This window comes from Thermoactinospora rubra (assembly GCF_002093975.1).
In the GTDB taxonomy this organism is placed as follows: Bacteria; Actinomycetota; Actinomycetes; order Streptosporangiales; family Streptosporangiaceae; genus Nonomuraea; species Nonomuraea rubra_A.
The window spans coordinates 20,366-43,492 of the sequence record NZ_MSZZ01000054.1; the positions used below are offsets into that span (position 1 = coordinate 20,366).

At 69.6% G+C, this 23,127-nt stretch carries 22 protein-coding genes; 9 read left to right on the top strand and 13 right to left on the bottom strand.

Translation table 11 applies throughout. From position 1 onward, the window contains the following. Positions 1–32: 32 nt before the first annotated feature. The 4 genes from BSB02_RS32405 to BSB02_RS32420 all read left to right on the top strand — a co-directional run bounded on the left by BSB02_RS32405 (position 33) and on the right by BSB02_RS32420 (position 5,277). Positions 33–1,886, top strand: coding sequence for an acyl-CoA dehydrogenase family protein (locus tag BSB02_RS32405; protein WP_084964790.1), 1,854 nt, complete (start codon positions 33–35; stop codon positions 1,884–1,886). A 224-nt stretch (positions 1,887–2,110) separates the two neighbouring features. Continuing rightward, positions 2,111–3,382 (top strand): extracellular solute-binding protein, encoded by a 1,272-nt coding sequence (locus BSB02_RS32410; RefSeq protein WP_206185006.1) that lies wholly within the window; start codon positions 2,111–2,113, stop codon positions 3,380–3,382. 81 nt (positions 3,383–3,463) lie between these two features. Continuing rightward, positions 3,464–4,384, top strand: coding sequence for a carbohydrate ABC transporter permease (locus BSB02_RS32415; RefSeq protein ID WP_084964791.1), 921 nt, complete (start codon positions 3,464–3,466; stop codon positions 4,382–4,384). Then, positions 4,384–5,277, top strand: coding sequence for a carbohydrate ABC transporter permease (locus tag BSB02_RS32420; RefSeq protein WP_240506845.1), 894 nt, complete (start codon positions 4,384–4,386; stop codon positions 5,275–5,277). Before BSB02_RS32415 ends, BSB02_RS32420 begins: the two co-directional genes overlap by 1 nt. 67 nt (positions 5,278–5,344) lie before the next feature. Here BSB02_RS32420 and BSB02_RS32425 read toward each other — a convergent pair whose 3' ends face one another. The 8 genes from BSB02_RS32425 to BSB02_RS32460 all read right to left on the bottom strand — a co-directional run bounded on the left by BSB02_RS32425 (position 5,345) and on the right by BSB02_RS32460 (position 13,065). After that, positions 5,345–6,490: an acetyl-CoA C-acetyltransferase gene (locus BSB02_RS32425; RefSeq protein WP_084964792.1), complete on the bottom strand. Its 1,146-nt coding sequence runs from the start codon at positions 6,488–6,490 to the stop codon at positions 5,345–5,347. A 143-nt stretch (positions 6,491–6,633) separates the two neighbouring features. After that, a complete protein-coding gene (locus BSB02_RS32430) occupies positions 6,634–6,876 on the bottom strand; it encodes a DUF6289 family protein (RefSeq protein WP_084964793.1) in 243 nt (80 codons plus the stop codon). 41 nt (positions 6,877–6,917) lie between these two features. After that, positions 6,918–7,568 carry a hypothetical protein gene (locus BSB02_RS32435; RefSeq protein ID WP_143591420.1) on the bottom strand — a complete coding sequence of 217 codons (651 nt, stop codon included), beginning with the start codon at positions 7,566–7,568 and terminating at the stop codon, positions 6,918–6,920. Positions 7,569–7,580: 12 nt separating this feature from the next. Continuing rightward, a complete protein-coding gene (locus BSB02_RS32440; protein ID WP_240506847.1) occupies positions 7,581–8,288 on the bottom strand; it encodes a class F sortase in 708 nt (235 codons plus the stop codon). A gap of 4 nt (positions 8,289–8,292) precedes the next feature. Beyond that, positions 8,293–9,516, bottom strand: coding sequence for a hypothetical protein (locus tag BSB02_RS40075; RefSeq protein ID WP_143591422.1), 1,224 nt, complete (start codon positions 9,514–9,516; stop codon positions 8,293–8,295). 204 nt (positions 9,517–9,720) lie between these two features. Further along, on the bottom strand, positions 9,721–10,494 hold the full coding sequence (locus tag BSB02_RS32450) for a class F sortase (protein ID WP_084964796.1): 774 nt from the start codon (positions 10,492–10,494) through the stop codon (positions 9,721–9,723). Then, entirely contained in the window at positions 10,491–11,831 is a 1,341-nt protein-coding gene (locus BSB02_RS41685; protein ID WP_206185007.1) for a hypothetical protein, read from the bottom strand. The genes BSB02_RS32450 and BSB02_RS41685 overlap by 4 nt, the downstream gene beginning before the upstream one ends. Before the next feature lie 397 nt (positions 11,832–12,228). Further along, complete coding sequence (locus BSB02_RS32460; RefSeq protein WP_143591424.1) at positions 12,229–13,065, bottom strand: ImmA/IrrE family metallo-endopeptidase; 837 nt, start codon at positions 13,063–13,065, stop codon at positions 12,229–12,231. Positions 13,066–13,122: 57 nt separating this feature from the next. On the opposite strand from BSB02_RS32460, the gene BSB02_RS40085 reads away from it, so the two are divergent. After that, entirely contained in the window at positions 13,123–13,332 is a 210-nt protein-coding gene (locus BSB02_RS40085; protein WP_206185008.1) for a DprA-like winged helix domain-containing protein, read from the top strand. Between the two features lie 28 nt (positions 13,333–13,360). Here BSB02_RS40085 and BSB02_RS32465 read toward each other — a convergent pair whose 3' ends face one another. Next, on the bottom strand, positions 13,361–13,594 hold the full coding sequence (locus BSB02_RS32465) for a hypothetical protein (RefSeq protein ID WP_084964799.1): 234 nt from the start codon (positions 13,592–13,594) through the stop codon (positions 13,361–13,363). Here BSB02_RS32465 and BSB02_RS32470 point away from each other — a divergent pair. The 4 genes from BSB02_RS32470 (at position 13,550) to BSB02_RS41160 (ending at position 17,437) form a co-directional block, all read left to right on the top strand. Beyond that, on the top strand, positions 13,550–14,143 hold the full coding sequence (locus BSB02_RS32470) for a hypothetical protein (protein ID WP_084964800.1): 594 nt from the start codon (positions 13,550–13,552) through the stop codon (positions 14,141–14,143). The genes BSB02_RS32465 and BSB02_RS32470 overlap by 45 nt on opposite strands. A gap of 121 nt (positions 14,144–14,264) precedes the next feature. Beyond that, positions 14,265–15,965, top strand: coding sequence for a SpoIIE family protein phosphatase (locus BSB02_RS32475; RefSeq protein ID WP_084964801.1), 1,701 nt, complete (start codon positions 14,265–14,267; stop codon positions 15,963–15,965). 70 nt (positions 15,966–16,035) lie between these two features. Further along, positions 16,036–17,181, top strand: coding sequence for an acyl-CoA dehydrogenase family protein (locus tag BSB02_RS32480; protein ID WP_084964802.1), 1,146 nt, complete (start codon positions 16,036–16,038; stop codon positions 17,179–17,181). 91 nt (positions 17,182–17,272) lie between these two features. After that, a complete protein-coding gene (locus BSB02_RS41160) occupies positions 17,273–17,437 on the top strand; it encodes a hypothetical protein (RefSeq protein WP_169729459.1) in 165 nt (54 codons plus the stop codon). Here BSB02_RS41160 and BSB02_RS40800 read toward each other — a convergent pair. The 4 genes from BSB02_RS40800 to BSB02_RS32500 all read right to left on the bottom strand — a co-directional run bounded on the left by BSB02_RS40800 (position 17,400) and on the right by BSB02_RS32500 (position 23,045). Beyond that, the gene (locus BSB02_RS40800; protein WP_084964803.1) at positions 17,400–19,022 is read right to left on the bottom strand and encodes an arylsulfatase; all 1,623 of its coding nucleotides are present in this window, start codon (positions 19,020–19,022) and stop codon (positions 17,400–17,402) included. The two genes, BSB02_RS41160 and BSB02_RS40800, sit on opposite strands and share 38 nt — an antisense overlap. Before the next feature lie 64 nt (positions 19,023–19,086). Continuing rightward, entirely contained in the window at positions 19,087–19,977 is an 891-nt protein-coding gene (locus BSB02_RS32490) for a sulfotransferase (protein ID WP_084964804.1), read from the bottom strand. 42 nt (positions 19,978–20,019) lie between these two features. After that, entirely contained in the window at positions 20,020–20,793 is a 774-nt protein-coding gene (locus tag BSB02_RS32495) for an alpha/beta fold hydrolase (protein ID WP_084964805.1), read from the bottom strand. A 17-nt stretch (positions 20,794–20,810) separates the two neighbouring features. After that, complete coding sequence (locus BSB02_RS32500) at positions 20,811–23,045, bottom strand: ATP-binding SpoIIE family protein phosphatase (RefSeq protein WP_084964806.1); 2,235 nt, start codon at positions 23,043–23,045, stop codon at positions 20,811–20,813. Positions 23,046–23,127: the final 82 nt, after the last annotated feature.

Sequence of the window (23,127 nt, forward strand, 5' to 3'; positions counted from 1 at the left end):
GAAAGGAGGCGTAACGTCGGCGGGAGGACGCCATGAGCGAGTACGCCAAGGCAAGAGAGCTCGGCGAGCAGGCCAGAGAGAGGGAATGGAAGCTGCCGAGCTTCGCCAAGCAGCTGTTCCTGGGAGACTTCCGGCTGGATCTGGTGCATCCGGTGCCCACGCTCCCCGAGGAGGCCGTCGAGAAGGGCGAGGAGTTCGTCCGGGCGGTGCGGCGGTTCCTGGACACGCAGGTGGACCCGGGGGCGATCGAGAGGACGGCGCGGATCCCGGACGAGGTGATCAAGGGGTTGAAGGCCCTGGGCGCCTTCGGGATCACGATCAGCGAGGAGTACGGCGGGCTGGGCCTGCCGTACTTGTACTACTGCCGCGCCCTCACGCTGGTGGGCTCCTACAGCCCGGCGCTGGCGACGCTGCTGTCGGCGCACCAGTCGATCGGGGTGCCGCAGCCGCTGAAGCTGTTCGGCACCGAGGAGCAGAAGCGCGAGTTCCTGCCCAGGTGCGCGCGCGGGGAGATCTCGGCCTTCCTGCTCACCGAGCCGGACGTGGGATCGGACCCGGCCCGCCTGTCGACGACCGCCGTGCGGGACGGCGACGAGTACGTCATCAACGGCACCAAGCTGTGGACCACCAACGGCGTCATCGCCGACCTGCTGGTGGTCATGGCCCGCACCGGCGAGCGGATCAGCGCGTTCATCGTCGAGGCCGGCTCCCCCGGCATCACCGTCACCAACCGCAACGAGTTCATGGGCCTGCGCGGGATCGAGAACGGCGTCACGACGTTCAAGGACGTGCGCGTCCCGGCCAGGAACATGGTGGGCCGCGAGGGCCAGGGCCTGAAGATCGCGCTGACCACGCTCAACACCGGCCGCCTGTCGCTGCCGGCCGTCTGCTCGGGGGCCGCCAAGTGGGCCGCGAAGATCGCCAGGGAGTGGGGCTCGGCCCGCGTGCAGTGGGGGCGCAAGGTCGGCGAGCACGAGGCGGTCGCCAAGAAGGTCGCCTTCATCGCCGCCACCGCCTACGCCCTGGAGGCGATCTGCGAGCTGACCAGCCGGCTGGCCGACGACGCGCGCAACGACATCAGGATCGAGGCCGCCCTCGCCAAGCTGTATGCCTCGGAGCTGGCCTGGCTGGTGGCCGACGAGCTGGTCCAGATCAGGGGCGGGCGCGGGTTCGAGACGGCCGACTCGCTGGCGGCCCGCGGCGAGCGCGGCGTGCCGGCCGAGCAGGTCCTGCGTGACCTGCGCATCAACCGCATCTTCGAAGGCAGCTCGGAGATCATGAAGCTGCTCATCGCCCGTGAGGCGGTGGACGCGCACCTCACCGCGGCCGGGGAGCTGCTCGAGCCCGGCAAGCCCAAGGGCCCGGCGCTCAAGCGGGCCGGCGCCTTCTACGCCAGATGGCTCCCCTCGCTGGTCGCGGGCACGGGCACCCTGCCCATGTCCTACGCGGCCTTCGGCCCGCTGGCGCCGCACCTGCGCTTCGTGGAGCGGACCAGCCGCAAGCTGGCCCGGTCCACCTTCTACGGCATGTCGCGCTGGCAGGCCCGGCTGGAGCACCGCCAGGCCTTCCTGGGCCGCCTGGTCGACATCGGCGCCGAGCTGTATGCCATGACCGCGGTCTGCGTCAAGGCGCAGGAGGACGAGGCGGACCTGGGGCGCAGGCCGCAGGAGCTGGCCGACGCCTTCTGCCGCCAGGCCAGGCGGCGGATCGGCGCGCTGTTCGCCCAGCTGTGGGACAACACCGACAAGCAGGACGTACGGCTGGCGCGGTACGCCCTGGAGGGCCGGTACCGGTTCCTGGAGGAGGGCATCCTCGACCCCTCGGTCGACGGGCCGTGGATCGGCAAGCCGGGCGACAGGGAGGACGTCCACCGGACGATCACCTAGAAAACCCAGAGAGTCACTTAGAAGATCCCAAAACCATCCCGGTCTAGACCACCTTTCCGCTTCCGTTGTCGAACCGATATCGCCCGGTATAGACCGCGCGGTGAAGCCCGGCTTACCCTGGCGCAAACGCGCGGAGCTGCGGCTCGCGCACCTCTTGATCCCTGGACTGCTCCGCGGCTGGTCCATACCAGTCGGAGCAGTCCGAAGAGAAGGCGGTATCGAAGGTGAACAAGAAGCTTGTGGGCGCGGCTCTCGGCCTCGCCGCAACTGTCACCCTCGCCAGCTGCGGCTCCGGATCTGGCACCGGGACCGCGGGCGACAGCGGGGACAAGGCCGGCGGCGGCCAGGTCACGCTCAAGATGGTGGCCGCCGACTACGGCGACGGCCCGGGCAAGCCGAACTCCGGCCAGAAGTTCTGGGACGAGGTGGTGGCCGAGTTCGAGAAGGCCAACCCGGCCATCAACGTCGAAGTCACGGTCATCAACTGGAACGACATCGACAAGCAGGTCGCGACGATGGTCCAGAACGGCCAGCCGCCGGACATCCTGCAGACCGGCGACTACTCGGGCTTCGTCAAGGACGGCCTGCTGCACAAGGCCGAGGAGGTGCTCTCCCCCGGCGTCCAGCAGGACCTGCTGGAGAAGTTCGCCGAGTTCGGCAAGGTCGACGGCGTCGCCTACGGCATCCCGTTCGTCTCCTCCGCGCGTGCCCTGTTCTACAACAAGGAGCTGTTCACCAAGGCCGGCGTCGCCGAGCCGCCCAAGACCTGGGACGAGCTGAAGGCCGCGGCCCAGAAGCTGAAGGACGCGGGCGTCTCCCAGCCCTTCGGCCTGCCGCTGGGCCAGGAGGAGGCCCAGGCCGAGGCGTTCCTGTGGATGCTGGGCAACGGCGGCGGCTACAAGGACGCCTCCGGCAAGTGGGCGATCAACTCCCCGCAGAACGTCGAGACCTTCACCTTCCTCAAGGGCATGGTCGACGCCGGGCTGACCACCCCCAACCCCGGCACCAAGGACCGCAAGACGGTCTGGGAGGACTTCGCGGCCGGCAAGGTCGGCATGGCCAACGGCGGCCCGATGTCGATCCCGATCTTCGACGCGGGCGCGGTGAAGGACAAGTACGGCGTGGTGGCGATCCCCGGCAAGACCGGCCCGCTCGACACGACGCTGGGCGTCATGGACTGGATCATGGCGTTCAACAAGAACAACCACCCGGAAGAGATCAAGAAGTTCTTCGACTACTTCTACACCGGCCCGGCCGCGCAGAAGATCGTTGACCTCTACAAGCTGCTCCCGGTCACCAAGAGCGGCATCCAGAAGCTGTCGGGCGACGAGAAGCTCAAGCCGTTCCTCGACGCCCTGCCCAACGCGAGCTTCTACCCGTTCACCGACCCCAAGTGGTCCGAGGTGAACACGCAGATCAAGCAGACCATGGGCGGCGCCGTCCAGGATCCCGCCAAGGTCCTGGGTGAGCTCCAGAAGGTCGCCGAGGCGGGCTGATCTGTCTGGATGGCGTACGGCAGGCGCGGGTGCCGGCACGACGGCCGATCGCGCCTGCCGTACCTCCATGAAAGGGTGCGCATGAAGAAGCTGGAGCCCCTCGCCTGGGTGGGGCCCGCGGTGGTGCTGATCGCCGCGGTGGTGATCTGGCCGGTCGTGGAGATGATCCGGTCGTCCTTCCTGAAGATCAGCAGGTTCGGCGTCGTGCAGGGCCCGAACGGGCTGGCCAACTACGAGAAGCTCTTCGCCGAGAAGGATTTCGCCGACATCATGGTCCGCAGCGTGATCTGGGTGGTCGCGGTCGTCGGGCTCACCGTGCTGATCTCCCTGGCCCTGGCGCAGCTGTTCAACCAGAGGTTCCCCGGCCGCAAGGTGGCCAGGTGGGCGCTCATCGCGCCGTGGGCGGCCTCGGTGCTGATGACGGCGATCGTGTTCAAGTGGATGCTCGACCCCGAGGTCGGCGTCATCAACCTGATCAGGCGCGACCTGGGCACGTTCGTCCACGACGTCTTCGGCGTCGACCCGCGCTCGCTCGGCCTGCTGTCGGCCATGGGCGGCGAGGCGGCCGACCAGCTGGGGCAGGCCTCCACCGCGATGCCGTGGCTGGTGTTCGTGGCGGTCTTCGTCTCGGTGCCGTTCACCACCTACGCCCTGCTCGCCGGCCTGGCCACGATCCCTTCCGAGGTCTATGAGGCGGCCAGAATGGACGGCGCCTCCAGGCTGCGCACGTACTGGTCGATCACGCTGCCGCTGCTGCGCCCCGCGCTGACCGTGGCCGCGCTGATCAACGTGATGAACGTCTTCAACAGCTTCCCGATCATCTGGGCGATGACCAGAGGGCAGCCCGGCTACGACACCGCGACCTCCACGATCTTCATGTACATCCTCAAGAACTCCGACATCGGCGAGTCCGCCGCGATGTCGGTGGTCAACTTCGGCATGGTCATCGTCCTGACCGCGATCTTCCTGAAGGTCTCGCGGTGGAAGCAGGAGGTGGCGTGATGGCCCACACCACCCAGCACGCCCCCCAGCACACCGCCCAGCACGCCGGCCACCATGCCGCCCCGCGCACGCACCGGGGCATGCCGCGGCTGAAGACGACCGTCACCGCCGCCGCCGCTTACCTCATCGGGCTGTTCTTCCTGTTCCCCTACCTGGTGATGGTGCTCATCTCGCTGCGCCCGCAGGACGAGCTGCGCAAGGCCGAGTGGTTCCCCGAGCGCTGGGACCTGTCGGCCATCACCGGCTTCTGGAGCGGCGGCCTGGCCGACAACCTGGTCGTCTCGCTGCAGGTCGCGTTCGGCTCCACGCTGCTGGTGCTGCTGGTGGCGCTGCCGGCCGCCTACTACACCTCGCGGCACCACTTCAGGGGACGCACGTTCTTCCTGCTGCTCGTGCTGATCACGCAGATGTTCCAGCCGACAGCCATGGTCGTGGGCATCTACCGCGAGTTCTACCAGTTCGGCCTGGTCGACTCGATCGTGGCGCTGATCCTCGTCAACGGCGGCTTCAACCTGGCCTTCGCCGTGTGGATCCTCAACGCCTACTTCTCCTCCATCCCGCGCGAGCTGGAGGAGGCCGCGTTCATCGACGGCAACGGGCGCCTCGGGGCGCTGTTCCGCATCACGCTGCCGCTGGCCATGCCGGGCGTCATCACCGCGCTGATCTTCACGTTCATCGCCGCGTGGAACGAGTTCGTCGTCGCGCTGACGCTGGCCACCTCGCCGCAGAACCAGCCGCTGCCCGTGGCGCTGCACTCCTACATGGGCCAGTACTCGGTGGACTGGCAGGGCCTGTTCGCCGGATCGGTGATCGCCACCATCCCGGTGATCATCCTGTTCGCGCTGATCGAGCGCAAGGTCGTCGGCGGGCTCACCGCCGGGTCGATCAAGTAGGCACCCGGGAAGGACGACGGCGCGCGGCACAGCCCGCCAGGTTCCGCGCGCCGTCGAGCTTTTGGTGTCAGAGCCTCTCGATGATGGTGACGTTGGCCTGGCCGCCGCCCTCGCACATGGTCTGCAGGCCGTACCGGCCGCCGGTCCGCTCCAGCTCGTGCAGCAGCTTGGTCATGAGGATCGCGCCGGTGCCGCCCAGCGGGTGGCCCAGGGCGATGGCCCCGCCGTTCGGGTTGACCCTGGCCGGGTCGGCGCCCAGCTCCTCGATCCAGGCCAGCGGCACGGGCGCGAACGCCTCGTTGATCTCGACCACGTCGATGTCGTCGATCGACAGGCCGGCCTTCTGCAGCGCCTTGCGCGTGGCCGGGATCGGCGCGGTCAGCATGTAGACCGGGTCGTCGCCGGCCAGGCCCAGCTGGACGACGCGGGCGCGCGGGGTCAGGTTGTGCTCGCGGACCGCCCGCTCGGAGGCGATCAGCACGGCACCCGAGCCGTCGGAGATCTGGCTGGAGGTGGCGGCCGTGATGACCCCGCCCTCGCGCAGCGTCTTGAGCTCGGCCATCTTCTCCAGCGTGGTGTCCGGCCGCGGGCCCTCATCGTCCGTCACGCCGTTGACCGGCTCGATCTGGTCCCTGAAGTGCCCGTTGGCAATCGCCTTGGCCGCCCGCTGGTGGCTCTCGTAGGCGTACTGCTCCAGCCGCTCGCGGGTGAAGCCCCACTTCTCGCACATCAGCTCCGCGCCGCGGAACTGCGAGATCTCCTGCTTGCCGTACCGGGCCACCCAGCCCTCGCCGAAGGGGAACGGCATGCCCATGTCCAGGGCCGCCTTGACGGAGGAGCCCATCGGGACGATGCTCATGGACTCCACGCCCCCGGCCACCACCAGGTCCTGGGTGCCGGACATGACCCCCTGGGCGGCGAAGTGGATGGCCTGCTGGGAGGAGCCGCACTGCCGGTCGATGGTCACGCCGGGGACGGACTCCGGCAGGCCAGCCGAGAGCCAGGCGTTGCGCGCGATGTCGAGGCTCTGCGGGCCGAACTGCATGACGCAGCCCAGGATCACGTCCTCGACGGCCTCGGGGTCGACGCCCGTGCGGTCGACGAGCGCCTTCAGCGTGTGGGCGGCCAGGTCAACGGGGTGGACGGTCGACAGGCCGCCCTTCTTCTTGCCGACCGGGGTGCGGACCGCCCCGACGATGTACGCCTCTGCCACGATGCCTCCAGAGCATTGTTCGGTCAGTGGCAGCTTACAACAGCTCCCCCGGATGGACAGCAGGGCCTCGGGGCATCGGAGGGGTGACAAGACAGGGGCCGGGAGGCTCCCACCGCCTCCCGGCCCCTGCCGGCTTCACGGGATCAGTGGCCGCACAGACCCGCCCAGTAGGTGGAGTAGTCGGAGCGCACGCCCGACTCGTACACCTGCCCCCGGCAGTCGACCTGGTAGCGGCCGACGACGACGGTCTTGGAGGCGTCGGAGTAGTACGTCAGGACGCAGTTGTAGTTCGGCTTGCAGAAGCTGGCCTGCGCGGCCGGAGCGGGGACCAGAGCCAGGCTGCCCGCGACGACGGCGGCGGCGACGGCGAGGCGACGGATCAACATTGCCTCCAGGTTGAGGGGGTTCCCTGTCCCTGGCAGTATGATCATGCTTCGCGCTGTCGATCAAGGCTTGCTTCGTCATTGGCGTCGACGCGGAAGCGCCACCGGTCGACCACCACGCCCTGGAACTCCTCAGCGAGCCGCAGCGCGACGCCCTCGTCACGCACCTCGACGCGGGCCGGCTCGGCCGAGTACGGCATGAGCGTCCGCCCCATCGGCGAGGGATCGGCGATCGGCACGAGCACGGCCTCCTCGAACCGCACCACCCCGTAGTCGTCGGCCTCGCCCTCGCCCAGGAACTCCGCCAGTTGCTCGGCCGCCGGCCGTACCGGGAGCAGGACCAGCCACGTCTGCTCCTCGTCGGCGGGATCGACCACCTCGCCCTTGCACACCACCAGCCCGTCCAGCCGCGCGGCGATCCCCTCGGCCAGGTAACGGTCGAAGAAGTCCAGCGGCAGCGGGCCCTCGGCTTCCACGCGGCACGCCCACACCTTCTCCAGCTCGCCGCCGACCAGGTCGGGGTCCGCCTCGACCGGCGCGTGCACGCGGCAGTCGGCCGCCAGCACGTCGTCGCCGTCCAGCTTCGCGTCGGGATCCGCCAGAGCCACGACGGCCAGCAGCTTGGTCCTGTCCGGCTTGTACGGCACCGCCACCGTCGGGCCAGTCCTCAACCTGCGCTTCGCCAACCAGCCCATAGCGCTACTCTCCTAGGACCTGTAGGACTTGGTCATCGTCGCGTACACGATGATGTTGTCGGTGTAGTGCCCGGTGTTCCTGTTGTAGACACCGCCGCACGTGATCAGGTGCAGCTGCGCGTTCTGCTGGTCGCCGTAGACGCGCTCCGTCGGGAAGACCTGCTTGCCGATCTGCTCCACGCCGCCCACGGTGAACACCGCCGTCGTCCCGTCGCGGCGCTTGACCTCGATGACGTCGCCGTTGCGGATCTCGCCCACGCGGCTGAAGACGGCCGGGCGTGTGCGGGTGTCCTTGTGGCCGAGCATCACGGCCGGGCCCGCCTCGCCCGCCGTCGGCCCGTGCCGGTACCAGCCGATGAGGTTCGGATTGTCGATCGGCGGCGTCTCGATGGCGCCGTTCTTGTCGGTGCCGACGGTCACGATGGGGGCGTTGATGCCCAGCCGCTTGATGATCAGCCTGACCGGCGTCGCCGGCTGCATGGGCGGCGCGGGCACCACCTGCGGCAGCGGCGGCGGATCCGTCGGAGTGCCCGACCACAGCACCTGCCGGGGCTCCTGCTTGTTCGCCTCGGGCTGGGGCTGAGCCTCCAAAGCGAGCGACTCCCGGCCGCTGGCCAGGCCGTACTCCTCCGGGTTCATCACCATGAGCAGGAGACCGAACACGACGATCACCGCTCCCAGCACGCCCGCCAGGATCAGCGTCGACCTCAGCGCGCCCACGGGATCATCCTCGGGCGGTACGGCGGCGCAGCACCAGCCCGCCCAGGGCAGCGGCGGCGACGAGCGCGGTGCCGGTGAGGACGAACATGCGCCCGTCCGGCCCGGCCTCACCACCGCCACCGGTCTCGGCGCCACCCTTGGGGGTCTTGTTGACCTTGCCGTTGCCGTTGTTGTCGCCGTTGCCGCCGACCGGGGTCTTGGTGACGATCACGGTGGTGGTCTTGGTGGGGACGGGGGTGTTGGACGCGGTGGACCCACCGGTCACCGTGAAGGTGTAGCTCTTGAGGTTCGTCTGCGTGGTGTCGAGCGTGCAGTTGACGGTTGGCGAGCTGGAAGACGCGCCGATCTTCAGGGAGCCGGGCTTGACCGTGACCGTGCCAGCCGTCGTGGGCTTCACCTTGGCTGGTGTGGTCGGCGCCTGGAAGGTGATCGGCTGGCCCTGGGTGACCGTCACGTTGCCTTCCGCCGTTGCGGTGGTCAGACCGCCACCGCTGAGCGTCAGCTCGGCGAAGTATTTGGGGTTCGTAGGCAGCGTGGTGGGGGCCTCCAGCTCGTAGCCGGTCACGTCGTTGGTCGCGCTCCAGCCGATGGTGGATTCCTGACCGGTCTTGGCGTTCGTCGGCATGGTGAGGGTGACCTTGAGCCTGACGTTGTTCGTCCCGGTCGGCACGCCGGTGCAGTTGTACCAGACCTCGTTCTCGCCACCGGTGCCGCCGCCTCCTGCGCCTGTAGTGAGCTTGAGCTCTCCGGCCTTAACGGTTACCTTGCCTGTCGTCCCAGCCGCCACGGACACCGTGTACTTGACTTCAGCCGCAGGCACGGTCGTGGACTGCGCCTGCGCAGTACCTCCCGGCTTGTTCCCAGGATTGGAGACGGTCGCTCCCGTTGACAACGTGAGCTTCCCGTCCACCTGCACCTGCGTAGCCGCGGTAACAGCCGTTTTCAACGTCAGCTGCGGGATGCTTAGCGTCACCTCGAATGTGCCACCAGCCTGGACCGTCTCGGCCGAGGCAGTCATACCGACCTGGATGCTGGTGTTGGTGATATCGCCACCGGTGCATGTGTAGGGGATTTGCTTAGGCCCCCTCACACCTGTACCCGTACCGATAGCGACTTCCAACTGCTCCTGCGACGTGGTCGTGCACGTAGTCACGCCTTCCGCGTGTGCGATCCCCGCAGGACCGGCAACAGCCAGCAAGGCGCTTGCGAAGAGCGTCAGTATGCCCAAGGCCGAAGACTTGCGGGCTAGGCGGCTGCACCGCGCCTTGGACGTCAACACTGTCTCACTCCCGTTTCAGCCCATATGACCGATTCAACAGGCGACCCAGGATGGCAGTTCTGGGTCACAGTCAGGTAGCGATCCTACGAACTGTCCCTGAGAATCGCCTGGAAACCACAAAAAACATCCCAAATATCTCGCATGTCCCCCACGTCAGCCCTTCTTCTTGGACAGCGTGGCGTAAACGATGATGTTGTCCGAGTAGCTGTGCGCTCCCTGGTTGTAAACCCCGCCGCACGTGATCAACCGCAGCTGCGCGTTCGACGTGTTCCCATACACTCGCTTCGTCGGGAACTGCTTCTTGCTCACCTGCTCGATCCCGCTCACCGTGAACCGCGCGATCTTGCCGTCCGAGCGGTACACGTAGATCTGGTCCCCCTTGGCCAGCTCCGCCAGCCGGTTGAAGACCGCCGCGCCCTTGCGCGTGTTCACGTGCCCGTTGATGATCGCCGGCCCGGCCTCGCCCGGCACCGGGCTGAAGCGGTACCACCCGGTGAGGTTCGGCTTGGACAACGACGGAACCCCGAGATTGCCCTTCTCGTCGACGCTCACCGACCCCACGGGCGCGTTCACCTTGATCTTGGGGATGCGGATCCGCGTCGGCTTGGCCTTGCCACGGCTCGGCTTGAACGGCGCGGCCACCTTGGTCGCCGGAGCGGGCGGGGGCGCGTCCAGGCGGGCGGGCGTGAGCGGCACCGGCATGCCGTCCGGCCCCTTGCCGCCCGGTCCCACCTCGGCCGGAAGCTCGAACGCGACGTTCTCCACGCCCACGGTCCCGGGCGAGGCCTGCGCGACCGGGGCGGTAGCCGTACCGGCCTCAAGAGTAGGCACCAGCGCCAGCAGCCCGGCCATGATCGCGGCGACTCCCGCCAGCGATCCCGCGACGAGCACCGCCGGCAGCGCCTTGCCGGTCAGCGGCTTGCTCATGACTGGACCCCCTTGGCGTACGCGGCCCTGCGACGACGCAGCACGAACCCGCCCGACACGCTGGCGAGCAGCAGGGCGCTGCCGCCGCCCAGCAGCAGGTACGGCTCGCGCGACGGCTCCGGCGCCTCACCGGTCTCCACGCCGCCGGTGGGCGTCTTGGCCACCTGCGCCTTGACGTACTTGGTCGCGGTCGGCCCCGCCGAGGGGCTGCTCGTCGTGGCGGTCCGCACCTGGCCGGGACCCACGACGACGACCTCGGGCGGGTTGATCTGGTGATGCGGTGGCGACGTGGTGGAGGTCTTCGTCGGAGTCGGCCCGGAGGTGGTGGGCGTGGTCGTCGGAGTAGTCGTCGGCGTCGTGGTGGTCGGCGGCGTGGTGGACGGGCTGGTCTTGCCCTTGACGATGACCTTGACCGTGGCCGGGTTGTTGACGATGACGCACTTGGACCGGTGGAGCGTCGGCGGGTCGATCATCGGCCTGGTGTGCACCTTGAAGGCGTCCAGGTGGATCGGCTTGTCGTCGAGGCTGGTCACCCTGATGGTGTGCCTGCCGTACGCCAGGTCGTCACGCTTCCAGAGCGAGACGTTGCCCTGGATCGTGGTCGGGTGGCGCGTGTCCACGATCGCGGAGGCGTTGTCGATGACCACCCTCGCCCTGCCGCTGTCGGGGCTCTGGCGGCCGATGAACTCGATGCCGGTGCCGACGAAGGTGAAGGCCGCGGTCTGACCCGCTCCCGTCGTGGTGTGCACGTCCCTCTGGTAGTCGCCGTACTCGACGGGCTGGTCGGAATCGTCGTCCCAGCCCGGTCCGTAGTCGATGCGGTCCGGAGCGTCGTCGTTGACGATCTCCTCACCGGCCGGGGGCGTGAAGTCGACCTCCAGCTCGCCCGGCACGATGCTGATCTCGCCCTCCTTGTCCAGGTGCGCGCTGTCGGAGATGCCCTCGGGCAGGGCCAGCGGCCGATCGGGCACGAGCTCGCCCTGGTCCTTGCCGCCGCGCGGCTCCAGCACGCCGTTCCACGCCTTGCCGGACAGCTGGACCTTGCCGGCCAGCGTGACGCGCGCGCCGGCCTTGAAGTAGCCGGGCGAGACGAAGGTCCGGGCCTCGATGTACCCGAGCCGCCAGCCGAGGTTGAGCGTGCTGCCGACCTGGAGCACGGTGGGAATGCTGACCTCGGTGCGCAGCTTCACCGGTCCGGTCGACGCGATGCCGCCGGTGCACTGGTACTCGACCACGAGACTGACCGATTCGGCCTTCGCCGGCAGGGCGAACAGAGCGGCCGATGCCGCCGCCGCGCTGAGCGATCCGGCGATCAAGGCGTTGCGCCACCGTCTCACTGGACACTCCGATCACACCTGTAACCAAAGGTAGATCTTAGGGTCCGAAGTCATACGAACCGGCACGAGTCCGATGACTTGTGATGAACCCGTGTCCAGCAGCGGCGCATCATGCCAGTCACGAGCTCGCAGACATTGAAGTCACGTAACCCACTTCGCGAAGCACTTGATCTCCTCAAGGGAGTCCAGCCTCGCCAGACCCAGCCAGTCCGCATCGAGGGCCGTCTGCAGATGGGATACACATCCACGCCCGCGCGTATCTCCTCGCGGACGACGTGTGTGGTCACGCAGGTGGCTCCTGGCAGCAAGTCGCGCAACACGTCCAAGCGTTCCGCACGCGCAAAGTGAGTGAGGCACATCGCGTCGAAGACCAGAACGCGACCAGGCTCGGCGGTGCTCAAAGCCCGAGGTCCTCCTCCTCGCGCACCGGCAGGTCGGACGCCACAATCTGGCCTCGCATAAGCTCGACCGCTCGACTCGCCGTGATCAGCGACTTCTTGAAGGATTCCACCACCGCATGGGCGTAGCTCGGGGGCACTCGAACCGCTTCGAGGTCGGGCTGCGGAGCCCAGCCGACCGCTTCCATCAATTCCGCGCGCGTCGGATTCCTCTGCCGCATTTCCCTCGCGACGTTCTTGTCGAGGATTTCGGCTTCGACGGCCTGCCGTACGGTCAGCGACCAGGAGGTTCTGAACCGGGCGGCGAAGACCACCAGATCCTCTCGCCTCGCGGGCTCGCTCAGGCCGGCGTGGCGGAACGCTTCGGTGGGGAGCAGCAGTTCCGCGGCAAACGTGTCGACGACCGCTTCTCTTTCATCCCGGGAGGCGTGGACACCGATGTCCGTGGAGTACTCGTCGCCGATGACGAGGTGTCCCAGCTCATGAGCCGCGGTCGTGCGGCGACGTCCTGGATCGCGGCTCTCGCTGACCACGGCTACCGCCAGGTCGCCGTCGATCAACGAGGCGCCCTCACCCGGAACCTCGACCACCGCGGCCAGCTGGCCCAGCCGTTCACAAACCTTCATCACGGAATCAATGGGCTCGAGTCCGAGGCCGAGCCGGTCCCGGACCCAAAGGGCTGCGCGGCGGGCGCTTCCCGCGTCCACGACCTGCGCCGGGTATCGGACGATGTCAGGAACGCGGAGCTCACCGAGTTCCACGAGTTGCCGGACATCGGACAGCCACGTGGACAGGGCCACTTCCAGGCGGTATGACTGCCGCGTCGCATCGGTCACCGTGTCGTCGGCCAGCTCCGCCCTACGCGACACCACGAGCGGCGGCGGACCGAGGAAGTGGCTGACATCCTTGCCGCGCTCGGAACCGACACCCTCTCACGGGACGAACTGGCCGCCCGTACCGGTCTGTCGGTTCCCGCCCTGCGTCGCTGGCTGAAGATCATGCGCGAGGAGGGCTCGATCGAACTCGTAGGCATTCCAAAGAGCAGACATGTGCGCTACCGCCGGGCGCAACAGGACCCACTCTTCTCCCAGACACGCCACTGAAGTCTCCTGGACACGCACTGAAGCCCTCTCATGCCGCGGTGAACAGCTCGCGGATCTTGCCGACCACGTCGAGGATGGACGTCACCTCGCCGGCCCGCACCGAGAGCCGCCGCAAGGCGTCCAGGACACGGGACCGGTCCGGTTCGGGCTCGGCCAGTTCCTGGCGGATGTCGGCGGCGTCGCGGCGGGCCTGGCGCGGTTCGGCGACGGCGTCCTCGTGTTCGGCGAGGAGCTCCTCCAGCCGGTACGGCAGGACCGGCACGCGCTGCCCGAAACCGCCTCGCCCTCGTCCACGGAGTCGTCCGAGGACGACGCCACGGTGGCCGACACCGGCACGGACGACGAGGCCGACACCGGCGGGAACGATGCCGCGGCCGGTCAGGCAGCGCAGGTCGAGGACATGCTGGACCGCAGCCACTCCTCCCGTTCCAACCTGTCCTCGGCCATCGACGACGCCGTCAGGTGCGAGGCGAACGGGGTGGAGACCATCGAGGAGATCACCCGGAGCCGCAAGAGCCAGCTGGCGGCGGCCGAGGCCCTGGACACCGGCGCGCTGCCCTCGGGCGAGGAGGTGAAGGAGTCGCTGGTGGAGGCGCTGGACGCCTCCTACCGCGCCGATGCCGCCTTCCTGTCCTGGGCCCGGCGTTACCAGGACCGCGGCTGCACGGGCGCCGTCGCCCGCGACCGCGACTACCGGCGAGGGCTGGCGCACTCCAAGAGCGCGCAGGCGGCGAAGGCGCGTTTCGCCGAGCTGTGGCGGCCCATCGCCGAGACGTACTCCCTGACGGCGTGGACCGCCGATGACATCTGACAGCTCCGGCGCTTCGGCATCACCCGGCGGCCCGCTGGGCACCCTCGCGATCCCGAAAACCGACACATGGTGACAAATCAGGCCACCGGGTAGTACGTCCGGGACGGAAGGAGAACCGGCCATGGACGTTCCCGGAGGGGATGCCGAGCAGTCCTCCATCGTGGAGGGCATGCGTCCTCGCCAGCTGCGGGACCTGTCCCACGCGGGGACGTACGTGGTGGACGATCGAGGGCGGATCGTCGAGGTCAACTCCCAGGCCGAGCACCTGCTCCGCCGTACCGCCGAGGACCTGCTGGGCAGGGACGCCCACGACCTGCTGCACCGGGGGCAGTACGGCGAGTCCCTGCCGCGGAGCGGGTGCACGATGAGGCAGCCCTTCCTCACCGGCGGCACCGCACAGGGTGACCAGGAGTGGTTCGAACGCGGGGACGGCTCGTTGATGCCGATCTCCTGGATGGTCACCGCCTGCCGCATCGACGAGGGGCGGCTGGGCGCGATGGTCCTCTTCCACGAGACCGCCTCGCCCGCAGGCGACCAGCGGGAGCCGACGCGCACCTCGTCGATGTCGGAACTCGAGCGGCTGGCCTTGCTCGCGGAAACGACCACGACGCTCACCTCGAGCCTGGACGTCGACGAGACGGTGCGCCAGCTGGTGCGCCTGGTGGTGCCGCTGCTGGCGGACTGGGCGGTGGTGGACCTGCTCACCGAGGAGGGCGGGGTGTCGCGCGTCGCCGTGGTGCACTACGAGCACGGCACGCTGGTGCACCGGAGCGATCTGGAGGGGCCGATGCCGCCGGTGCCGCAGGAATCCTCGATGCCGCTGTCGCGGGCACTGCGTGGAGTCACCGCGGCGCTGGCGGGCCCACAGGACTACCAGGGTCCTCCCGACTCCGGCGTCGCGGTCATCCAGCGGGAGCTGTTCGCGGCGACCGGCATACACTCCGCGACCATCGTGCCGATCCGTGGCGTGCGGGAGGTGGTCGGGGCCATGACGCTGGGACGCGCCGAGTGGCCCGGGGCGTTCACCACGACCGATCTGCTGCTGGTCGAGGACATCGCCCGCCGGGCGGGGCTGGCGCTGGACAACGCGCGCCTGTACGAGCGGCAGCGGCGGGTCGCCGAGACCATGCAGCGCCACCTGCTGCCGCAGCTGCCCGACGTGCCGGGGTTGGAGATGAGCGCGCGCTACGTGCCCGCGCCGCACGCCTCCCAGGTGGGCGGCGACTGGTATGACTCCTTCGTCCTGTCCGACGGGGCGACCGGCGTGGTGATCGGCGACGTGGTCGGTCACGACCTTGAGGCGGCCTCGGGCATGGCGCAGGTCTGCAACATGCTGCGCGCGTACGCCGGGGAGATCGAGGAGCCCCCCAGCAAGATCGTGGAACGGCTCGACGAGGCGGTGGCGCGCATGGCCCAGGCGACGATGGCCACCGTCGTCTTCGCCCGGGTGGAGCCCACGGACAAGGGATGGCGGTTGCGCTGGACCAACGCCGGCCACCCACCGCCGCTCCTGGTCGAGCGCGACGGGCGGACCCGGTTCCTGGATGGCGTGAGCGACCTCCTCCTGGGCACCGGCATCCTCTCCTCCCGTGAGGACGCCGTCGCGGACCTGCCGCCGCAGTCCACGCTGCTGCTCTACACCGACGGGCTGATCGAGTCGCCCAGCCGCACCCTGGACGAGGGCCTGGCACGGCTGAGGCGGTACGCCGCCTCGGTGGCCCACCGCTCCCTGAGCGCCCTCTGCGACGTGCTCCTCGCCCACGTTCGCCCCGCCGACAACGACGACGACGTCGCCCTGCTGGCCTTGCGCGTTCCCGGCTGACGCGCGAGCCGCCGTGCCTCCGGAGGACCGAACAGTATTCTGTCCTCAGAATCCCCTTCTGGAGGCGTCAATGGAGCGAGACCTCTTCGAGGAGGAGCATCTGCTCTTCCAGCAGACCGTGCGGGAGTTCATGGCCCGCGAGGTGGCACCCCATCACGACCAGTGGGAGAAGGACGGCATCGTCCCCCGCGAGGTCTGGAAGCGGGCCGGGGAGGTCGGGATGTTCGGCTTCTCGGTTCCCGAGGAGTACGGCGGAGCCGGCATCACCGATTTCCGGTACAACGCGGTCATCAGCGAAGAGATCATCCGCACGGGCGCCTCCGGGCTGGGCTGGGGGCTGCACAACGACGTGGTCGCGCCGTACCTCGTGGAGCTGACCACGGACGAGCAGAAGCAGCGGTGGCTGCCGGGGTTCGTGAGCGGGGAGCTGATCACCGCGATCGCGATGACCGAGCCGGGAGCGGGCAGCGACCTGCAGGGCATCCGCACGACGGCGATCAGGGACGGCGACCACTACGTGGTCAACGGCCAGAAGACGTTCATCACCAACGGGATCAACTCCGACCTGGTCATCGTGGTGGCCAAGACGGATCCGGAGGCGGGGGCGCGCGGCACGACGCTGCTCGTGGTCGAGCGCGGGATGGAGGGGTTCACGCGCGGCCGCAACCTGGAGAAGGTCGGCCTGAAGGCGCAGGACACCGCCGAGCTGTTCTTCGACAACGTGCGCGTGCCGGTGGAGAACCGCCTCGGGCCCAAGGAGGGCGAGGGCTTCTTCCAGCTGATGAACAACCTGCCGCAGGAGCGGCTGTCCATCGCGGTGGTGGCCGTCGCGGCGGCGGAGGCCGTCCTGGAGATGACGATCGAGTATTGCCGGAATCGTCAGGCCTTCGGCCGAAATATCGGCAAATTTCAGAATACGAGGTTCCTCCTCGCCGAGCTCGCCACCGAAGTGGAGATAGCCCGCCACTACGTCGACAAGTGCATCGTCGCCCACAACCACAGGAAGCTCACCGCCGTGGACGCGGCCAAGGCCAAGTGGTGGACCACCGAACTGCAGAACAAGGTCGTCGACCGCTGCCTCCAGCTGCACGGCGGCTACGGCTACATGCTGGAGTACCCGGTCGCGAAGGCGTGGCTGGACAGCCGGGTCCAGACGATCTACGGCGGCACCACAGAGATCATGAAGGAGATCATCGGCCGCTCGTTCGGCTTCTGAGCGGACACAGGAGGTGCGGAGCCGGGCATAAGGGCACACCGGACGCCCGGCGCCGCCGCGCCCACGACCCGCAGGCCGCATACTGGCAGACATGGACGCTGGCCTCATCCTCCTGGTCTTCCTGGCGCTCCTGTTCGCCTGGGGCCTGAACCGAGTACGGCGGGCGCTGCGCCTGGGCCCGGTCGGCTACGCCGGCGTGATGATCGTCTTCATCCTCGTCATGCTGCTGCTCTGGGGTCAGACGATGCGCGGCTGACCTTGCGGAAGCGCACGCGCCGCCCCGAGGCCCTGAACGCCGCCACGGCCGCGACCCGCGTCACCGCCCCCACCATGACCTCGAAGCTGTGCGCCGCCCCGGCCGGCAGCGAGGCCAGCCGCCCCGCCGGCACCACCCGCCCGTCGTCGAGCTCCAGCGACAGCCGTATCCCCGTCCAGGGGACGGCCGAGCCGTTCAGCAAGGTCACCACGACCGTGCCGGGCGCGCGGGCGATCCTCATCCCGTACGGCAGGCGCGGATCCGGCCCGATGGAGGCGTCCAGGTGCCGCGTCAGCGAGGCCACGAGCCCCGGCATGGCGCGAGACAGGTCCTTCCGCTCCCGCGGGTCGGTTTCCAGGTCGTATAACTCCACGCGCCCCGACGGCCCCGCCCCCGCGATTCCCGGCGCGAAGCGGATGAGCTTCCAGCGCCCCCGCCGGATCGCCTGGGCCTTGCGCGGCCGGTTCCAGATCAGGTGCTCGTGCGCCGCAGCGCCCTCCCCCGTCAGCAGTCCGAGGAAGGACCGCCCGTCGATCCCGGCCGGCACGGGCACCCCGGCCAGGTCGGCCAGCGTGGGCAGCACGTCCCAGAAGGCCACCGGCCGGCTCTCCACCCGCGGCGGCAGCGAGGGCGACCAGGCGATCATCGGCACGCGGATGCCGCCCTCGTACAGGTCGCGCTTGTCCCCGCGGAAGGGGCCGTTGGAGTCGAACAGCCCGGGCGTCACCCCCTTCTCGCGGTGCGGGCCGTTGTCGCTGGTGAACAGCAGCAGGGTGCGCTCGGCGACGCCCGCCTCCCGCAGCGCGTCGATCAGCGCGGCGACGTCCTCGTCCAGCCGCGTGACCTGGGCGGCGTGGCGGCGGTTGGCCCGGCTCCACGGCTGGTCGGCGTAGATCTCGGCGTCCGGCGGCACGACGCTGGGCGAGTGCGGCAGGTTGGTGGCGAAGTACAGCAGGAAGGGACGGTCGCCCTGCTCGCGGATGAACTCGACGGCCCGGTCGCGGAACAGGTCGGGCGCGTAGACCGAGCCGTCCAGCGGGATCCGCGTGCCGTTGTGCCACAGGTAGTCGGGATAGTACTGGTGGGCGTGGCGGTGGCCGATGTAGCCGAGGAACTCGGCGAACCCGCGCCGGTTGGGGTGCGAGGGCTGTCCCGGCTCCTCCGGCCCGAAGCCCCACTTGCCGATGCACGCCGTACGGTATCCAGCCAGCCGCAGCAGCTCCGCGAAGGTCAGGTCGGCCTCGGTGAGCGAGTGCTGCGGCCCGCCCTCGGGGTTCTCGCGGACCGTTCCATGCCCGGCGTGCAGCCCGGTGAGCAGGGCGCAGCGCGAGGGGGCGCACAGCGGGGCGCCCGAGTAGGCGCTGGTGAAGCGCACCCCCTCGGCGGCCATCAGGTCGAGGGTCGGCGTGAGGATCTGCCGTTGCCCCTGGCTGCCGATCTCGCCCCAGCCCAGGTCGTCGGCCAGGATGACGACGATGTTGGGGCGCTCGGGCAGCCGGGCCGACCCGGCCGTCCCGGAGACGGGCACGGCGAGGCTGGCCAGGGTGCCCGCGAGGAAAGTACGGCGCGAAGGCCCGACGATCATGTACCGAACCCTCCGCGGCACGGTGGACGATCAAGTGATGAGGACTGTAACGGGGAATGAACTCTCAGAGGTAGCCCCACTGCTCGCAGATCTCCTTGAGCTCGGGCACGACGTCCTCCGGCGCGGGCAGCGGGCGCGCCTCGACCACGGTGCCGCTGCGGATCTTGTCCCGCCAGTCGCCGACGCCCTTGACGAAGGCGCCGTGGTCCTTGTCGCCGTAGTTCAGCATCCCCGGCTCCCAGGGCACGTCCAGGAACTCGCACACGCGCCGCAGCTCCCGTTCGGGGTCGGCGACCAGGTCCTCGTACCGCAGCGTCAGGCCGTCCAGGTGGGTGCGGGCCTCCTGCAGGTAGGTCATGTAGCTGCGCGTGCGCGGCACCGCCTCCTCCATGGGCCGCCTGCCGGGGTCGGCCTCGTGCCAGGACTGCACGATCGACATGGGGTGGCGCAGCAGGAAGACGAAGCGCGCGTCGGGCCAGCAGGTGGAGATGCGCCGCCAGGCGAAGACGTTGCTGGGCGTCTTCTCCACCAGGATCGGCTTGCCGCTGCGGGCGAGCTCACGGTGCAGCAGGCGGTCCCACACGATGTGCTCGATGTCGCTGTGGGTGTGGCCGAGCAGGCCCATCGCCTGCCGTACCGGATCGGTGGGCAGGGTGACGCCGACGCGGCGGAAGTGGGTCTCGATGGGCGAGTGGATCTGCGAGTGGCTGTTGAGCATGACCCGCAGCAGCGTGGAGCCGGACCGCACGGACGACAGCACGAAGCCGGGACGGCGCAGCAGCCGGTCGGCGGCCGGGTCGACCGGCGGGCGCACGACGTCGCCCGGGAGCCTGACGAGCTCGGGCGCGGGCTTGGGGGGCGGCGGCGCGGCCGGCTTGCGCGCCTTGGCGGCACGGGTCAGGACGTATCCGGTCAGGCCTTCGAGGGTGGTGTTGGCCCTGTACCTCCAGCTCATGGGCGGCAAGGTAGAGGCAGCCGGTGAACTGGCGGTGAACCCCTACTGGGAAGACTCCAGGATGACCCGGGCCACCAGGTCGGGGTCGTCGCTCATGGGCACGTGCCCGCAGCCCTTGAGGAGCTTGACGCGCTGGCCGGACCATTTGGCGGCGCGTACGGCCTGGCGGCGCAGCAGCAGCCGGTCGTGCTCGCCCCAGGCGATGGTGATGGGCGTCTTGGGCGGGCCGGGCGGCATGATGTTGGCGAACGACTCCAGCGTCTCGTCGAAGCCCGGCGCCTCGGCCAGCGCCCGCGAGGCGGCCAGCAGGGCCGAGGGGGCCAGCCGGGACGGGTGCGCCACGAGCAGCCCGACCGACAGCGCCCGGCCCAGGCCGGAGGCGGCCAGGACGGCGGCGCGGTCCGGCGGCAGGGACCGGGCGGCCGACCGCATCGCGAGCAGCACGCCCTTGGCGTACAGGTGCTCGGCGGGCGTCCAGAAGCCGGCCGGCGACAGGGCGGTGGCGGTGCGGACCGTGCCGCGCGAGGCCAGCTCCAGCGCGATGTAGCCGCCCAGCGAGTTGCCCGCGACATGCGGCTCGCGGATGTCGAGCTTGGCGCAGAACGACTCGACCGCGTCGGCCAGGGTCTCGGCGGTGTACGGCACGCCCTTGGGCAGCTCAGGCGACGCGCCGAACCCGGGCAGGTCGACGGCGACGACGTGACGGTGCTCGGCCAGGCGATCCATCACCGGCAGCCATGCCTGCCAGTGGTGGCCGATGCCGTGGACGAGGATCAGCGGCTCGCCGGAACCCCGGCGCTCGTGGGCCAGCTCCATGCCGCCGAGTCAACCACTCACCGGCTGCGCGTGGGAATCTCGAACCAGACGGCTTTGCCTTCCTTGGTGGGACGCGAGCCCCACCTCTTGGCGAGCTGGTCGACGAGGTACAGGCCCCGGCCGCCCTCGTCGTTCTCGCCGGCGCTGCGGATGCGCGGCAGCCGCAGGTCCTGGTCGAACACCTCGACCCAGACCGACTCCTCGCCGCGCCGGATGCGCAGCCGGAACTCCTTGTCGGAGGGGACGTCCGGCTCCAGCCCCGGCATGTCCCAGGACTCCTCGAACGGCAATGGCGGGCCGTCCAGCACCAGCTCGCGGCGCGGGACGCCCGCACTGGCCGCGTGGAGCACGACGTTGGTGACCACCTCGGAGACGAGCAGGCAGGCCAGCTCGGCGCGTTCCTCCGGCACGCCCCAGCCGGCGAAGGCCTCGGCGGCCATCCTGCGGGCCTCGCCCACCATGATCGGCTGGGCGGGGAAGGTGCGCTCCTCCACGTCGAGGTTGACGTGGCTGGAGCGCAGCACCAGGATCGCCATGTCGTCGTCGATCTCGCCGGGCACCGCCACGGTGGCGGCCTCGGCGATGCGCTCCACCGGGGCGTCGGCCACCTTGGCCAGCTGCTCGCACAGGACGCCGAGCGTCTCCTCGTCGCTCGGGGTGTGCCCGCCGGTCTCGCGGCTGGGCCGGCGGTCGACCAGGCCGTCGGTGTAGAGCAGCAGCGCGGCCCCGCGCGGCAGCGTGAGCGTCTCCTCCTTGTAGACCAGGTCGGCGTGCATGCCCTTGGCCCGCACGCCGAGCGGCTGGCCCACCTCCTGGATCTCCAGCTCGCGGCAGGTGCCCTCGTGGAGCAGCAGCGGCGGGGCGTGGCCGGCGTTGGCGAAGGACAGCTCGCGGGACCAGGCGTCGTAGACGAGGTACTGGCAGGTCACGATGGGCGGGACGTTGATCTCGGCGCCGGTCTCGTCGACCTCGGGCGTGGCGATGACGCGGGTCCACTCGTCCAGCCGCGCCAGGATGTCGGCGGGCGGCTTGTCGTCCTGGGCGAAGGCGCGCAGGGCGGCGCGCAGCTGGCCCATGATCGCCGCGGCCTTCGCGCCGCGGCCCTCCACGTCGCCGATCACGATGCCGACGCGGCCCGCCGACAGCGGGATCACGTCGTACCAGTCGCCGCCGACCTGGGTCTGGATGCCCTGCCCGTGGGAGGCCAGCGGGGCGGCCGGGTAGTAGCGGACGGCGATCTCCAGGCCGTCGAGGGCGGGCAGGGCACGCGGCAGCAGGTTCTTCTGGAACGACTCGGCGGTGTGGCGCTCCTCCTCGAACAGCAGCGCGTTGTCGACGGCCAGCGCCACGCGGGTGGCGATCGCGCCGACGAAGTCGCGGTCGAAGGCGTCGTAGTGGGGGCTGCGCCGGTCGGTGAGGTTGGACAGGCCCAGGTACATCAGCCCGAGCGTCTCGCCGCGCACGCACAGCGGGGCCACGATGGCCGAGGTCATCCCGATCTCGCCGCACAGCCGGGCGCTGCCCTCGCTGGTGCGGGGGAAGCTGCTGGTGGCGAAGTCCTCGACGAGGATCGTCTCCTGGCGGCGCAGCGCGGTGTCGGCGTAGTGGCCCACCGGGTAGTGGACTTCGGCGCCCACCTCGGCCCAGGTGCCCGGCGGTGGCGACCAGCCCGGCACGTGCTGGGAGATGCGGCGCACCAGCCGGTCGCCCTCCATCAGCTCGATGAAGCAGTGGTCGGCGAACTGGGGGACGAGCATCTCGGCGACCCGTTTGAGCGTCTCCTCGACGTTGAGCGAGCCGGCCAGCCGCTCGCCGATGCGCTCCAGCAGGCCGAAGCGGTCCTTCTCCCGCTCGTTGCTGCGCATCGCCTCGCGCGCGGTGATGACGATCCCGGTGACCGAGCCGGAGCTGTGGCGCAGCGGCACGGCCTGCGCCCGCACGTAGACCATGGTCCCGTCGCCGCGCTTGACGTCGAAGGTGCCCTCCCACACGCCGCCCTTGAGGACGTGCTTGGCCAGCTCGATGGCCATCGGGTGATCCTTCTCCATGATCCCCAGCTGCAGCACGGAGGCCTCACGTCCCGGTCCGGGCTGCCGGATCACACGACCGAAGAGCTTCTCGGCGAACGGGTTCCAGTACAGGAGGTTGCTGAACCGGTCGGTGACGAGCACCGCCATCTCCGCGTGGTCGAGGACCGACTCCGCGGAAAGGGCCTCCAGCCCGTCTTGGGACAGATCCCCCCAACGTTTCATCCGGGGACCACTCCTCGGGGAGGCATGTGCGCAAAGCGAACCACGGGCGCTCCTGCAACGGTCGTGTCCGGGGAGTGGAGGG

Excerpts from the sequence above, each read along its gene's own strand:
- BSB02_RS32405 (WP_084964790.1), top strand. The coding sequence starts at position 33 with ATGAGCGAGTACGCCAAGGCAAGAGAGCTCGGCGAGCAGGCCAGAGAG.
- BSB02_RS32415 (WP_084964791.1), top strand. The coding sequence starts at position 3,464 with ATGAAGAAGCTGGAGCCCCTCGCCTGGGTGGGGCCCGCGGTGGTGCTG.
- BSB02_RS32420 (WP_240506845.1), top strand. The coding sequence starts at position 4,384 with ATGGCCCACACCACCCAGCACGCCCCCCAGCACACCGCCCAGCACGCC.
- BSB02_RS32430 (WP_084964793.1), bottom strand. The coding sequence starts at position 6,876 with ATGTTGATCCGTCGCCTCGCCGTCGCCGCCGCCGTCGTCGCGGGCAGC.
- BSB02_RS32435 (WP_143591420.1), bottom strand. The coding sequence starts at position 7,568 with ATGGGCTGGTTGGCGAAGCGCAGGTTGAGGACTGGCCCGACGGTGGCG.
- BSB02_RS32450 (WP_084964796.1), bottom strand. The coding sequence starts at position 10,494 with ATGAGCAAGCCGCTGACCGGCAAGGCGCTGCCGGCGGTGCTCGTCGCG.
- BSB02_RS32475 (WP_084964801.1), top strand. The coding sequence starts at position 14,265 with ATGGACGTTCCCGGAGGGGATGCCGAGCAGTCCTCCATCGTGGAGGGC.
- BSB02_RS32480 (WP_084964802.1), top strand. The coding sequence starts at position 16,036 with ATGGAGCGAGACCTCTTCGAGGAGGAGCATCTGCTCTTCCAGCAGACC.
- BSB02_RS41160 (WP_169729459.1), top strand. The coding sequence starts at position 17,273 with ATGGACGCTGGCCTCATCCTCCTGGTCTTCCTGGCGCTCCTGTTCGCC.
- BSB02_RS40800 (WP_084964803.1), bottom strand. The coding sequence starts at position 19,022 with ATGATCGTCGGGCCTTCGCGCCGTACTTTCCTCGCGGGCACCCTGGCC.
- BSB02_RS32490 (WP_084964804.1), bottom strand. The coding sequence starts at position 19,977 with ATGAGCTGGAGGTACAGGGCCAACACCACCCTCGAAGGCCTGACCGGA.
- BSB02_RS32495 (WP_084964805.1), bottom strand. The coding sequence starts at position 20,793 with ATGGAGCTGGCCCACGAGCGCCGGGGTTCCGGCGAGCCGCTGATCCTC.
- BSB02_RS32500 (WP_084964806.1), bottom strand. The coding sequence starts at position 23,045 with ATGAAACGTTGGGGGGATCTGTCCCAAGACGGGCTGGAGGCCCTTTCC.